The sequence below is a fragment of the Proteus sp. NMG38-2 genome, assembly GCF_020640995.1.
Taxonomy (GTDB): domain Bacteria; phylum Pseudomonadota; class Gammaproteobacteria; order Enterobacterales; family Enterobacteriaceae; genus Proteus.
The window spans coordinates 1,729,907-1,744,027 of the sequence record NZ_CP085481.1; the positions used below are offsets into that span (position 1 = coordinate 1,729,907).

18 protein-coding genes are annotated in these 14,121 nt (G+C 29.5%); 12 read left to right on the forward strand and 6 right to left on the reverse strand.

The features are described 5' to 3' along the window. Window positions 1–64 precede the first annotated feature (64 nt). The 5 genes from LG402_RS08190 (at window position 65) to LG402_RS08205 (ending at window position 2,542) form a co-directional block, all read left to right on the forward strand. Entirely contained in the window at window positions 65–568 is a 504-nt protein-coding gene (locus LG402_RS08190) for a GNAT family N-acetyltransferase (protein ID WP_227336776.1), read from the forward strand. A gap of 258 nt (window positions 569–826) precedes the next feature. Beyond that, window positions 827–1,039, forward strand: a complete 213-nt coding sequence (gene cspA, locus LG402_RS08195) for an RNA chaperone/antiterminator CspA (RefSeq protein ID WP_166541414.1) — start codon at window positions 827–829, stop codon at window positions 1,037–1,039. Between the two features lie 7 nt (window positions 1,040–1,046). Next, window positions 1,047–1,187, forward strand: coding sequence for a hypothetical protein (locus LG402_RS22260; RefSeq protein ID WP_319800759.1), 141 nt, complete (start codon window positions 1,047–1,049; stop codon window positions 1,185–1,187). A gap of 276 nt (window positions 1,188–1,463) precedes the next feature. After that, a complete protein-coding gene (locus tag LG402_RS08200; protein ID WP_227336777.1) occupies window positions 1,464–1,928 on the forward strand; it encodes a hypothetical protein in 465 nt (154 codons plus the stop codon). A gap of 110 nt (window positions 1,929–2,038) precedes the next feature. Further along, the gene (locus LG402_RS08205; RefSeq protein ID WP_227336778.1) at window positions 2,039–2,542 is read left to right on the forward strand and encodes a hypothetical protein; all 504 of its coding nucleotides are present in this window, start codon (window positions 2,039–2,041) and stop codon (window positions 2,540–2,542) included. 74 nt (window positions 2,543–2,616) lie between these two features. Here LG402_RS08205 and LG402_RS08210 read toward each other — a convergent pair whose 3' ends face one another. Next, entirely contained in the window at window positions 2,617–4,710 is a 2,094-nt protein-coding gene (locus LG402_RS08210) for an autotransporter outer membrane beta-barrel domain-containing protein (protein ID WP_227336779.1), read from the reverse strand. A 267-nt stretch (window positions 4,711–4,977) separates the two neighbouring features. Further along, on the reverse strand, window positions 4,978–5,625 hold the full coding sequence (locus LG402_RS08215) for a hypothetical protein (protein WP_227336780.1): 648 nt from the start codon (window positions 5,623–5,625) through the stop codon (window positions 4,978–4,980). A 202-nt stretch (window positions 5,626–5,827) separates the two neighbouring features. Here LG402_RS08215 and LG402_RS08220 point away from each other — a divergent pair, with 202 nt between their 5' ends. The 3 genes from LG402_RS08220 to LG402_RS08230 all read left to right on the forward strand — a co-directional run bounded on the left by LG402_RS08220 (window position 5,828) and on the right by LG402_RS08230 (window position 7,345). Beyond that, window positions 5,828–5,983 carry a hypothetical protein gene (locus LG402_RS08220; protein WP_166541409.1) on the forward strand — a complete coding sequence of 52 codons (156 nt, stop codon included), beginning with the start codon at window positions 5,828–5,830 and terminating at the stop codon, window positions 5,981–5,983. Between the two features lie 546 nt (window positions 5,984–6,529). Next, window positions 6,530–6,871: a hypothetical protein gene (locus tag LG402_RS08225; protein ID WP_227336781.1), complete on the forward strand. Its 342-nt coding sequence runs from the start codon at window positions 6,530–6,532 to the stop codon at window positions 6,869–6,871. A gap of 252 nt (window positions 6,872–7,123) precedes the next feature. Next, a complete protein-coding gene (locus LG402_RS08230; protein ID WP_072070432.1) occupies window positions 7,124–7,345 on the forward strand; it encodes a YdcH family protein in 222 nt (73 codons plus the stop codon). Between the two features lie 165 nt (window positions 7,346–7,510). On the opposite strand, the gene LG402_RS08235 is transcribed toward LG402_RS08230, so the two are convergent. Both LG402_RS08235 and yedE read right to left on the reverse strand, forming a co-directional pair. Further along, a complete protein-coding gene (locus tag LG402_RS08235) occupies window positions 7,511–7,762 on the reverse strand; it encodes a putative Se/S carrier-like protein (RefSeq protein WP_166541407.1) in 252 nt (83 codons plus the stop codon). Further along, on the reverse strand, window positions 7,752–8,837 hold the full coding sequence (gene yedE / locus LG402_RS08240) for a YedE family putative selenium transporter (protein ID WP_227336782.1): 1,086 nt from the start codon (window positions 8,835–8,837) through the stop codon (window positions 7,752–7,754). The genes LG402_RS08235 and yedE overlap by 11 nt, the downstream gene beginning before the upstream one ends. A 923-nt stretch (window positions 8,838–9,760) precedes the next feature. Here yedE and LG402_RS08245 point away from each other — a divergent pair. Together LG402_RS08245 and LG402_RS08250 are read left to right on the forward strand one after the other, a co-directional pair. Beyond that, on the forward strand, window positions 9,761–10,042 hold the full coding sequence (locus LG402_RS08245) for a DUF5339 domain-containing protein (protein ID WP_109408622.1): 282 nt from the start codon (window positions 9,761–9,763) through the stop codon (window positions 10,040–10,042). Window positions 10,043–10,521: 479 nt separating this feature from the next. Beyond that, on the forward strand, window positions 10,522–10,938 hold the full coding sequence (locus LG402_RS08250) for a hypothetical protein (protein ID WP_227336783.1): 417 nt from the start codon (window positions 10,522–10,524) through the stop codon (window positions 10,936–10,938). A 331-nt stretch (window positions 10,939–11,269) separates the two neighbouring features. Here the strand turns inward: LG402_RS08250 and LG402_RS08255 are convergent, their stop codons facing one another. Next, window positions 11,270–11,809, reverse strand: coding sequence for an AAA family ATPase (locus LG402_RS08255; RefSeq protein WP_109408625.1), 540 nt, complete (start codon window positions 11,807–11,809; stop codon window positions 11,270–11,272). 149 nt (window positions 11,810–11,958) lie between these two features. Further along, window positions 11,959–12,717, reverse strand: coding sequence for a hypothetical protein (locus LG402_RS08260; RefSeq protein ID WP_109408626.1), 759 nt, complete (start codon window positions 12,715–12,717; stop codon window positions 11,959–11,961). Window positions 12,718–13,078: 361 nt separating this feature from the next. Here LG402_RS08260 and LG402_RS08265 point away from each other — a divergent pair, with 361 nt between their 5' ends. Continuing rightward, the gene (locus LG402_RS08265) at window positions 13,079–13,276 is read left to right on the forward strand and encodes a ParD-like family protein (protein WP_036937502.1); all 198 of its coding nucleotides are present in this window, start codon (window positions 13,079–13,081) and stop codon (window positions 13,274–13,276) included. 12 nt (window positions 13,277–13,288) lie between these two features. Further along, window positions 13,289–14,065, forward strand: coding sequence for a type I methionyl aminopeptidase (gene map / locus LG402_RS08270; RefSeq protein ID WP_109408627.1), 777 nt, complete (start codon window positions 13,289–13,291; stop codon window positions 14,063–14,065). Window positions 14,066–14,121: the final 56 nt, after the last annotated feature.

Here is a 14,121-nt window from a genome sequence, read left to right on the forward strand (position 1 = left end):
TATTGAAGATTTAGCATGTGGAAGTTTATAGTAATATAAAATATTTTATTTATTAAGGATATTTATGGAATTTATATTTAAAAAAATAACTGAAGATGATTGGCCTTTTTTTAAAGAATTATATGATTCAGAAAAGGCTATGCAGTTTATCTCAAATACAATGACTGAGGGGCAGATCAAAGAAGCATTTAATAGTCGTTTACCTGAATGGAATTTGTCATCTTTGCATTGGTTATGTTTTGTTATCTATGATAAAACAAACACCACTCCTTTGGGTTTAACAGGATTAAGACTTATTCATCAAGATGGAGAGTTAATTGGAGAGATTGGTTATATACTATCTCCAGAACAAACAGGAAAGTCGATAGGGACAAAATCTTTAGCTCAATTATTAAATTTACCTGAATTAGCTAGTTTGAAAAAATTCCAAGCAATTGTTACTGCAGGAAATATAGCATCTGAACGAGTTTTAGAAAAAAATGGTTTTGTTCTTACTCAAGTTCTCAAAGATAATTATGTTATAGGTGATGTTACTTTTGATGACCATGTTTATACATTGATTAAATAAAAAATTATAAGAGGATATTCAATATAAAAAATATTGTTCTCAAAATAAAGTTTGCTATCTGATTTTTTCTATGGCTTAATAGCGTCACTGGTTTGGAAGTACAGGCCTATTTATGTTAGTAAGTTTAAAGTTGTTCCCATTTAGCGTTATCCTTGATACCACTTCACTGCGAATTCCTTCTAATTGATACCCATAAGTAAAAATACAAAACAAACCGTATATGCCTTATGGCAAATTAAATAAATTAAAGGAAATTCTATGTCTAATACAATGACTGGTACAGTAAAATGGTTCGATGAAGGTAAAGGTTTTGGTTTTATTACTCCAGCTGATGGCAGCAAAGATGTATTCGTACATTTCTCTGCAATCCAAAGTGATAACTTCAAAACATTAGCTGAAGGCCAACAAGTTTCATTCACCATGGAAAATGGTATGAAAGGCCCAGCAGCAGGCAACGTGGTGGGTCTCTAAAGGCGCTATTACTATTCGCCTCTATTTTAAATGCCCTTGTTGTAGCAGTTCACAATATAGAACATCACAATTTGATGTCACAGTGAATAATCCACACGGCGCAAAATGTATCTTTTGCAAAAGTGTGATGACAACACAAATGAGTTAAGCATTAAATAGTTGAATATAAAAAACCTCGCTTCGGCGGGGTTTTTTGTTTTATGGCATTTCCCATTAAAGTTGTATTAGTATTTTATATTTATAAATGAGCCAATAAAAAATTTAACTATAAAAAATTAACTTATGGTAGTGTTAAGTAAATTTTAATTAATGGTATTAAAATATAATAAAAAAATTACTTTTTAAGTCAGCGAAAGAAAATTAGTATAGAACATAAATTACTTAAAAACATTTGACGAATAAGAAAGATTTATATAGGTGATTTATGAAATATGGTAAAAAACCATTATACAGAAAACAAAATACAACAACACGAATTCACCCTTGTGAACATCATGCTGGTGGAAAGTATAAATGGGAAAGAACAAAATATAATAAAATCAATGAGCTTTCCATCGCTCGTTTATCAATGAAAGGAAAGGTAAATAGAGGTTATGACTATACACCATTATTCCAATTTTTATTAAGTAAAGTAGGTCGTTTATGGAATGATATTTTTAGTGAAGTGGTTAATCGTTTAGATAAAATAGAACCAATATATTGGATGGTTTCCTTAGATAATACTGAAAAACGTGAATATGTTCGGATCGGTGATAGTTCATATTATTCACAACTATATATTGATAATAAAGGATATTTACAAAAAGTAAATCCATTATTTGATAAAGGAAGTATTCCTATCTATTGTTCTTGTTGTACGTATACATTTAATGGTGAGTTAATCATATAATGTGGTGTTAACTTTGCTTAGATTATAAATCTAATGCTTTTAGATTGATATAGAATGTTTCGCTATATAAAAACTAGTATTGTATTTATAATAAATAGATTAGGATTGATATGAAAAAATATTCATATACTCAGCTATTCAGTTACACATTTTTAATTTTATTTATCATGGCTGTGTTTTTCTATTGGAAGTTTGAAATTAAAGAGTACGTTATAGTTTCAATAGTATCAATTAAAATGGCATTAGTATTTTCTGTTATTATTTCTATAGTATGCTTTTTTTTCATATATAAAAAACCAACTTTTAATAAGACAGCAAAAAAAATATTATTTTATCCTTTAGCACTAATTATGATTATATTTTTTATTCAATATTTTATACTTTCTAATATCGTTTATTTTACTGGTGGAGAAGTAAGTAGTTATAAATCTAATTATTCATATGTTGAAGGAAGAAGGTCATGCTCAGGTATAAAAGTAAATGATGAGAATGAAGGTGAAATAAAGGTTTGTAATAAAATTATTCATGGCAATATTTATGAAACTGGGAATGCAGTAATTTTTAAGAAAACGAATACTTTTGGTTTTGAGTTAATATCTGTCAAAACATACTAATAATAAGCTAAAATATAAACCTCATATTAAAATTTATGAGGTTTTTTATGTATTGGTTTTATAAAATAAAATTGTTAAAAATTCATTCTAAATCCTGCTGTTATATATATTGGAGTTTCTATTTTATTTCCATTTTGATAGTTTATTTCTGTATAGAAAAGAGCATCATTACCTATGCTAGTTGTTAAGCCAGCACCATATTTACCAACATTTCCAGAATAATGACTATCAAATGATATATTATTAATTTCTATTTCATTATTTTTTATGAATTCACGAGATATAGCTGCTTTTATATAAGGCTTAACACTATGGTTTGCAATAAGTAAATTGCTTTCTAATATAGTTCCTAATTCATTCTTTAAGCTATCAGCATTGTGGATGTTTGCTTTCATTCCATTATCTAATAAATAATGTGATTTACTAACATGAGAATAAATGACCTGACTGTATGGTGTGAAAGTTAATTTATTTGAAAAATCAATAGGATAACCTATTTCTGTTGATGCTGTAACTGCATGTTGATTGTAATTCCCTTTAACTCTTCTTCCTTCATTCATATTAGTATTGATTTCACTATGAAGATGATTAATTTTAAATAAAGAGTCTACATAAAAGCCAGAATGATCAAGCCAAGTTAAATAAATACCACCACCATAGCTGTTAATATCACCATTATTAATATTATCAAATTTGATTTTACTCTTAGTATAAGAAGTCATTAAACCAAATAACAATTGATCATTATTTATAGCTATTTTCTTATCTATACCAATTTGCATTCCATTTAAATTTGAATGAAATTGACTATAACCTTTATCGTTCAAATGAGAATTATCATTTAAATAGCGAACCCACACACCGAGATCATTGTTATTCTCATGTAAGAAACCCATTCTTTGGCGTAAATTGCTCGTCTCAACACTTAATATATGTTGCGGTGCTGAGGCCATGTTAATAACGGCTTGAGCACTATTACTTAATACAGGCTGACTAATACTAGGCTGTTTAGAGGTGTCAGGCTGTTTAGAGGTGTCAGGCTGTTTAGATGTGTCAGGTTGTTTAGAGGTATCAGGTTGTTTAGAGGTGTCTGGCTGTTTAGAGGTGTCAGGCTGTTTAGAGGTGTCAGGCTGTTTAGAGGTGTCAGGCTGTTTGGAGGTATCAGGCTGTTTAGAAATATCCGGTTCACCAGTTTTTCCACCTACAAGATACCATTCTGTATGACCATCATTAGTCTTGCTATTTAATTTATATTTCCAAACACCAATTTCAACATTACCACCTTTATTTAATAAATTAAAATTAGCATCACCACTATTCACATAAACTAATTGAACATTTTTAGGGTCATATATTTCTTCTCCGATATCATTTATTTTTAAACCAAAATATCCAGTTGCATGATCTGAAATATAAATATTATCGCTTAAACCATCAGCTAAGCTACTACTTAAAATAAAAGTACCTTCACCAGCGAGTGTTTTTAATTCAAGTCGATTAAATTGCATGCCAGAAGCATAATGACCCATTTCTAATTGGCTACTAGCTTGCATCTCTAAATTGTTGATATGAGTAATTAATTCTGGGCCTGATTTTTCTGGTCTCGGGGCATCACCATCATCACCATAAATTTCGTTCCATGTAGGTGCAATATATGTTTTACCTGCTAGTGTTAAATTTTCTATAAAGATGTTAGCTGAAGGAACAGGATCATTTTTGGATACATCAGTAGTTTCAGAATCAATGTTATCAATATATAATTTGGCATTTTTATCTATAAATAATTTGCCTATAGATGATGAATTTGCGTTCATATCAATATTACTTGTACCTGTTATTATAGTATCTTTAATCGTGGGAATACCCACATCTTTTATACCATGAGCATACATACTAATATTGGCATCATCTTTAATAATTGTACCTATTGCTAGACTGTCGCCGTTCATTCGTAATACTGCCTCATCTTCAAGAGTAATATTTTGAATTTTGTGGTTTGTATCTATATAAAGATTTGTTTTATTGCTATAAGTCGAATTAGATGTAATTTCATTATTAGAGAGATGACCGTCCGTTGTACTATTTTCTTTGGCATAAACCGAATTAGCGAAGAAAGATAAAAGACTAATAGTAATAATATTTTTACTAAAATGTTTATTCAGTAGCATGAAAAATAACCTTTTTATTTTTTATTGTGTAATAACTATTAAATTATTCTTAATGATCATATTGTTTGCTTTATTTATCAATTTAAATAACCTTAAAAAAATATATTTAGAATATAATCTTTCTTAAGGTGAACTCTATTAAAGAAAAATATAATTATTTAATATATATAATAATATATCTTAGGTGGGTTATTTGACTTATGGTATTTTTTATTTTAAAAGAAACACCATAAGATAAAGATAAGAGAGTAATATAATAGCTAGTTATTATATTTTAGGTGTTCTGTATACTAAAAGAGCAACAAATATAGCCCATAAGAAACTGATGACTTTGAACCATTTAGGATATTTTTTTTGTAGAGAAAACCAGCAAAAAACAAAGGGAACCCAAAAAGTGGCAACTGCTAAAATGGCAAATTTTGTTTTATAAAACCTTTTTGCTTTGAATTCTTTTTTAACTCTTTTCTCAATTTCTTTACTATTTCTTTCTACTTCAGCTCTTTCACTATTCCATGATGGATATTTATTATCTAGCCAGCGTGTTATCCCAAATAATGAGGTGGTAATTCTATTCTTTGCATGTTGACTAGTGTCACCAGAATATCTAATTTCTTGAATAATTTGAAAAAATGAAACAGTAAGCCTGAGAAACTCATTGTCTAATTTCTCATAATGCAAAGGTTTATCAGAGTTGGGGCTTTTACTTTTTTTCTCTGATCTTTCAAAACAACCGATCATTGTAGTGACTTCATCAATAGCTTTATCTGCAAATTTATTAAATTCTATTTTTTGAATTTCTTGTGGTGATGGCCCATCATCAGAAAGACTAATACTGTATGTAGTTCCCAAACCAGGAAAAATGGAGTTTCTTTTTCTTACATTGGCTTTTACGGTTCTTTTGGGATTTAGAAACATGAATAATACCTATCTATTTTCTAATTTATCATAAGTATGTTAATGTTTTTTCTAAAAATAAACAATGAACTATATTGCCAATATCCTATCGATAACGTATTACTAATTATCTTTAAATGATGATTTTGTAAAACCGTGTAAGTCAGACCTTTCTGTTACTATTTTGTGCCAATATTTTCTCTTTTATAAATGGGGAATTATTATGTCTACAATGAAAACAGAAGTTATTATTATTCGTTTAACAAAAAAAGAGCGTGCATTATTGGATTCAATAAAAACAGCGCCACTACTTGCAGATTGGATGAAAGAGTTAGCACTTTCTAAATTACAAGAGCAGGATCTTTTACCTAATAAATAGTTATTGATGCCGGCAAAAAAGGAGTTGGTCGGCAATAACCACTTTACTATTTTTAGTATAAATTTAAGGGTTACTGGAAACTGTTCAAATCATATAAAATTAAAACATTTTTGATTAAACCCATTGATTTTACAGTTTAGTATTTTTGAACAAACTTAAAGAGGTTTGAAGCTATTGTAATGAAAAATAATATCGATCTATTCTTCATAAAAAAGCCCAATGTGGCGGCATTGGGCTTAGTGACTCAAATAGATGGGTATAAATAACTATTAGAGATCACTACAAATATAGAGAATTTATATTTTATGAGTTAACAATAAGTGCTTTTTTTTCAACAAAAAATGCGGTGATACTGCTTTTTGTCTAGTTTTAAGGTGAATTGGTGTTTTTTTATTCTTTTCTGTTTGAATTTATCTGTTTTTTGTATCTAGCTGTTTGAATAAATTAATGCTCGTTTTTATGGTGTTAGGTGCATAGTAGCAAACTCGTTATAATCCTGTCTGGGGAAAGTGCTTTAACTGAGCTCATTTTTAATTTTGGAATATGATGATAAATAAAAACAAGATATTACATATTGTTGAACAACAAAAAAGCGTATGCAAAAAATATGGTGTCTTACCTGAAAACCCGGAAGAGATGGTAGCAATTGCTTTAGATACCTTAAATTTAACGCCTATCTATGGAACACGTATAAAAAGATCTAAAGATGGTACGATAAGTTGGTTTTTTTATTGTGGCGAATATTGTGAAAGAGATGATTTTTACCAGGCATTACATACAGAACATTTAAACACAGTGTTACCTGAGGTAATGAAATATCTTTATCTTCCTGAAGGATATAACTTTATTATTGATAGAGATGGTTATGAAGATGTTTGGTCAGAATAGGAAAAATTAACTAAGTATTGTTTCTTTTTATTTGCTTAAGTATAAGTAGCTTTATAAAGCCATATAACTCAATGCATTACGTATGAAAATCATAATTAAAGTGTTTAATATAAAAATACTTAGTAATTTTTAAATTAGAAATATTAATTGATGTTAGTCTTATTTTTAACATAAAGACAATGACAGGTTAATCAGTTTGAGTAAGACTTAAAATAGTACTTAATTCACAATTAATAAGGAAGGTAGCTATTTATGTTTCCAGAATATCGTGATTTAATTTCAAAGCTTCGCCAAACAGACCCTCATTTTCGCGCTCTTTTTGATCAACATAATGAACTTGACCATAAAATAGTAAGATTGGAACATAAGGATAGAAGAGGGTATGGTGAAGAAGTTGTAGAGTTAAAAAAACAAAAATTAAGACTAAAAGAGGAAATTCATCAGATCCTCAAAAACCCACCAGAAGAAGAATAGCAAATTATTATTTTATAAATAGTTAAAATATTGAAACCATCCTTTGTAAATCTGGGTGGTTTTTTATATTTGAATAATACAATAAGTATAATCACTAAATTTATTTGATTAATGAAAGGCTACTCATGTAGCCTTTCATTGTTGAGCTTTCAATAATATCTTACTTCAAGTTTTATCTTGCCATAGGACATCAAATTGATCTGAATTTATTTTATAAATAACTCTAATGTTATCATTAATATAATGCTTATAAGTTTCATTATTAGAAAAATAAACAGATACTGCTAATTCACACTCAGAAGATAATTTTCTTGGTGCATCAATTATGCTTGAGAAAAAATTATCCTTTTGGAGTTGATGGTGAAGTTTCTTGACCGCATATTGTTCATGAAAAAGGAATAAATAATTATGCGTCATTTTTATTAGTCTCATGGTGGTTTATTTTATTTGCGGCATAAGTATAAATAACACCAACAATGAATGTAACCAATAGACCAATAATAACAACGAATTTGCCATTATCTGTAACACCTGCGGGGCTTGAGGCATAAGAGAAATTATGAGCAAAAGCAGCACCAACTAACATACCTAATACACTAATTGCAGCATCGGAATTGCCTTGCCCTGCATTGGCAAGTTGGCGCAATGGACAACCAGTAATAAATACACCACAAAGGCCTACAAGCAGCATAGAGAGAAAATTCCATAGTCCATCACTATGAGCTATTGGTTGATTTTCAAACCCAAGATTAAATTTGCCTAAGTAGAGATTACCTAAGAGTACAACAAGTGTTAATGCGATCACCCCAAGCGCCATATTATAGTTACGTGATAAAAAAACATGTTTTGCCATTCCAATAAAACAAAACCGAGTTCGTTGAATAATAAAGCCAATAATAAGTCCTGCAATAATAGACATCCATATTGGAGCATGACTTGCACCAGGGCCTTTTACACTGGAATTAAAAATATCACTATTCCATAAGAATAAAGCAAAAAGGAATACGCATATAACTGGTAAAATAAAACCTTCTACAGGAGATTGTCGATAATTTCGTGGAAGGGAAAATCCTTTTTTTATGAATAAGCTTCCGATACCAATTCCGATTATTAATCCAACTAATCCTATTACTGCGTTTAAATCTCCAGCACCAATACGAAGTACCATTCTTAATGGACAACCTAAGAAAACTAAGCAACCGACCATCATTAAAAAGCCCAATGTAAAACGAATAATTGGCGCTGATCCAGCTTTTGATTGAAACTCTTTGAATAGTAAAGCAGCTACAAATGAACCGAGAATAAAACCGAATATTTCAGGACGAAGATATTGTACTGTTTCAGTATTATGTAATCCCATGCTGCCCGCACTGTCACGAATAAAGCAAGCAACACAAACACCCATATTAGGGGGATTTCCGTTAATACCAAGAAGTAAAGCGATAGCACCAATAGCAATTCCAGATATAATTAAAACCCATTTTATAGACATTAAATGCCTCCGTTGGTGGGGTAACCCCCTGACTAATAGAACCTATTAAGTACGGGCAACTATATATAAGAATGAAGCATGATTCTTTTATATAGATCACGGCAAAATTAATAAACCATATAAAAACAAAATTTAAAAGTTTAAATGTTAATTTAATTAGCAATAAGTTAATAATAAATTAAATAAATTGTTGTATATAATTGTTGTGAGAGTTAAATTTTAAATTGATACAGAAATAATTAAAACCAATTTACTTTATTTTTTGTGTTTCATATGTATTTGTAATTAAGAATAAAAATTTTGATAATTACCTATGGGTTTTTTGACATAATAAGAAGATGGGAGTTTTTGAACTAAAATATTTTCGATCTTTTTGAAAAACTTATCATTTTCTGATCCGTAATAGTACGGTGAGAAAGGGTATCCTTCATTATTTAAATGTCGTCAATAAGTTTTCGTCATAAGCTTGGGTAAGAAATGTAAACCTATTTATTGATCTCTTACGTAACATTCCTAGTTCTTTAATTCCATTTTCAAGTAGAAGATCATAATGAAAGTTATCGCAAGCGTACCAGTCTATCTTATCAATTATTATTTTTACCTATATTTTTTTGTGGGTATTATTTTATCGAGCATTATTTTTATACGAGCTTTATGATTAAAAATTAAATTCTTAATTAATAAGAATAACACATTAATTTAAAAGGAATAATTTAACATATAGAGTTAATGCTAAAAGTGACAAGCTAATTTTCAATTATCATATTTTGATTTTATTTATTATTCTAATCATTATTAGATGAAACTTTATTTTTTAATTAAGATAATACTTATCCCCATTTTACTATTTTTTGAGATAATGCCGACTTAAGAAAAATAATAGAAATTACTTTCTAACTGTTAACAATACTTAAAGGATATTTATGAAAAAGCTTATTTTAGCATTGGGTTTATTATCAATCTCTTCTGTTGCTGTTTCTGCTGATTTATCTAAAGCATGTGAAGACTATTTTAAAGAAACAGACTCTTATGTTGAGTTAATGGCAAAAAATGATGCAACTAAAGCTCAAGCTGAAGCAATGAAAGCACAGTATGCTCAGGCGAAAGAACAATTTGCAGCATTACCTACAGATGTTCAAGAAAGTACTTGTAAGCAAGCATTAGATTCTTTAGAACAAATGAAGAAAATGTCAGCAGGTCAATAAAGTATACTGCGCATTATAAGCCTTATATTTTTTAATAATTATAAGGCTTTTTTATTTTTTAAATTTTAAATAATTAATTATATCTTGGTTTTTATTACCTTCCTCTTTTAAAATTACACGAATAGATAAAAATAATATAATTTGAGTCTATTTTTTAATAAAAATACTTTTACTGATATTTTTTATATTTTTAAAATTATATTCAGGTTAATTAGGTGGTTATATTACCCAAGAAGTATATGTAATTAATATAGATTAAATTGAACCATATAAAAAATGAATTTATATGGGTATGTTGTTAATTTTACTTATGTAGTTATAAAATTTTATTTATTGCTTTATTTTTAGCTCGATTATTTATTGGTTTTTATTTTATAAGACTATTTTTCTTTTTTTATATAATTAATAAAAATTATTTTGTTAGTAAATGTTTTTTATGGAATAATTATTTACTCCTATTTCTTATTGATATTTATATTATGCATTACCCTTTATTTTTATTATTTTCTATGTTCATTATCGCTGGATGTAGCTCTAGCAAAGTAGCTCAAGCTAAGTTTTCTGATATACATATTGATAATCCTGAAGTTGATAATCCTCACATTGATAGTAACGCAGTTAATAATAACTTGGTTTTTATGTTAGGAAAACAGTCACGTTTTGAATTAGAGGTACAAGAAGATAATCGTAAATTCGGACAACTTTTTAAAGTTGGTTTAAATGAGTCAAAATCATCAGTAAATAATCAATACATAAATAATGAATACTCAACAATGAAGCCTATTCAAAAAATAAGCTTTACGATGCCAGTTCCCGAACCTATTTGGAATGAAAAAAAACAAACAGTTGAATTTAAGTGGATACAAAAGCCACATTATACTTTTGATGCTTATTAATACTGTCATATCAATTTATAATTTAATTTTATACGGAAAATTATGCGCATAGTAATCACTTTATTGTTATCTTTTCTATTATTAGGTTGTACAACTGATAATGTGACTTTTAGTACAGGCAATTCAGGGAGTCATAGGATAGGTAGCCCGGTGTGTTCTACATTAGTTTGCGGTAAAAACACTCGAACGCCAGGGGAACAAAAAGCCATTAATGAGGCAGTTCATGAACAACAACGGGCTATAATGCGAGGGGAGAAACCAGATCTAAAAATTATAGCTTCTTACTAAGTATTTATTATTATCTATGCCAGTAATATCTTACTGGCTGATATTAAATCTTATTGATAATAAAATTAGTTCTACTCTCTATTGCTAATCTAGGTAACTCAATCAAACTATAATTATAGTTTTTATAAACTTCTAGCATTGCTAAATAAGTTTCCTCTGCTTCTTTAATTGTTTGTTTTCTTTCTTTATCCTGCGTATAGATTTCAGGCCAAGGTGGGGCAATAAATACATTTGTTGAATAACGAAATAACATTATTGCATTGTTAAGATGTTTGGGAATGGGTAATCCACACAATAACAGATAGCCTGCAATATCGGGAAGTCCTCTATCATAGAAATAGGGAGTTTCAGCGTTGGCTGCTTCATGCCATGAACGCAATTCCCAACTTAGCATTAATTGTGCGAAAGCTTCAGGATCGATCCATGGTAGCCCATTACCTTTGATAAGAGTTTGATCTTGTATAATGGCTCTACCTGCCTCTAAAGAACAAGAGTAGCCTTTATTTTTAAGTGCATTAATTAACGTACTTTTTCCTGAACCTGGGCCGCCTGTTAATATAATGCGATATGGTTTTTTAGACATAACAATTCCTAAAAATTTTTATTGTTAACAGAATAAAAAATGAGGTTTTTTTGAAGGGATAGAGAGAATGAGAATAGTGATAAATCTAGTAATAAAAAATAGTGTAACTAAATACACTATTTTTTATAAGAGATAATTAATGGTTAATATTAGGGAATACAAGGATCTGGTGCATAGTTGTTATCCTTTGGAAAAGGATTAGGTAAATAGCTGCATTTTTTCATTATCTTTTCTGGTCCCTCTTCTGATTCGAAAAGAGCAACACCTATTACGCCTATATTTCTTTTATCACCTTGTACATTATAATTTACATACCCTTCATCTGGTAAACTGAAGCGAAATGCAGCGACTTGTTGGTCATTTTTCCTAAATCCTTCAATAAATAAAGTTTCTCCAGATCTTAATAAGTAACCTCTATTTTCGTATGAGCCTACTGTACCGCTAATAACATCTAATCCATCAACAGTAATGATTGCTTCATATATTTTTCTTGAACTGGTGTTATGTAAGAAAATAATATAACGTTCATTCTCTTTACCATATAATAAATATTGATTATTTTGTGAATAATAGAGAGGAATTATATTTCTAGATTCAGTCAGGATAGATATCTGTACAGGACTCTCTTTAATACGTGTAATTTTTGAGTAAGAACTAGCGGGAACTCCGCTCTGATAATATATTGATGTTGTTTGTGAAGGTGTTTGTGATAATCGATGGGCCTCAATGCTCTGAGTTACAGATAATAAGTTTTCTCCCCATTTTGTTGAGAGTGCTTTATTTTCAGTTTGTTCATTAGCGACACTTAAACTTGTGGGATAATTTCTCTCAATTGTTGTGCAACCTGAGATTAATATTAAAAGACTGCTTAATAGCGAAAGTAAGGTGATTTTTTTGAATGGATTCATATTATTGCTTTCCTTAGTATTTATACGAAATTCGGTTCTAAGTTTTATTAATATTAAACTAACGCTTGTTTTCTAATTTGTCTCTCAGCTAATTCTGAGGATAATGCACTTAAAAATAAATATCTTTAATTTAAGATAACAAGAAATAAAATATCAAAAACCATTGAGCATTTTGGAATAAATGTATTGAAATATAAAAAAAGTAAAAAATACGACCTTTTGTTTTGGTTGTTATTTACTCTTATTTTTTTATTTGAGCATTTTATGCCTATGGCAGCACTAAATAGCAATTGAAAGCATCGGTAATTGATTCTACTATAGAACGTATATGTTTTATTATGATCTGTATATAAGGATTGGCGTGGGTATTGTAAAAATCTCTGATGAGCTACATGAGTATTTAAGAAAGGCAAGCAATGTAATGTCTCGCTCGGTTAATGCTCAGGCTGAATTTTGGATAAAAATTGGTATCCAAGCAGAGTTAAATCCAGACAAAACGTTCCCAATGATTATTAACGAAATGCTGGAAAAAGAAGCTATCAAGCAACAAGCAGAATAAGAGGAAAGGAATATGGATAAAATAACAATCAAAACGTCTGATGAAATTGAATTAATGCGCGAATCTGGACGTTTATTAGCACAAGTTTTTACAATGCTTGATGACTTTATTGTACCAGGTGTTTCTACATTAGAAATCAATGATAAAGTGGAAGACTTTATTATTAATGAACTCCACTCAAGACCAGCGAGTAAAGGCCAGTATGGTTACGAGTATGTGTTAAATACGTCAATTAATGAAGTTGTCTGTCATGGTGTACCAAAATCGGATGAACGACTGAAAAGTAAAGATATTATTAATGTTGATATCACATTAGAAAAGAATGGATTTATTGCCGACTCTAGTAAAATGTATATTATGCCAGAGGCATCTCCTATTGCGCGCAAATTAGCTAAAACAACATATCAAGCAATGTGGGAAGGTATTAAAGAAGTTAAACCGGGAGCAACATTAGGTGATATTGGCCATGCTATTCAAAGCTTTGCACAAAGCCATGGATATAGTGTTGTAAGAGAATATTGCGGACATGGCATTGGTAGAGAAATGCATGAAGCACCACAAGTCTTACATTATGGTATTAAGGGGCAAGGTATTGAATTGAAAGAAGGCATGACTTTTACGATTGAACCAATGATTAATCAGGGTGGTGCTAAAATAAAAACTAAAAAAGATGGTTGGACTGTGGTAACGAGAGATAAAAAATTATCGGCACAGTCGGAACATACAATTTTGGTTACTTCAAATGGATACGAAGTACTGACTTTACGACCTGAAGAAACATTACCGTAATCGCTGATATTTCATATGGCTGGCTATTTTAAGAAAAACACAGAATAAAATTCTTT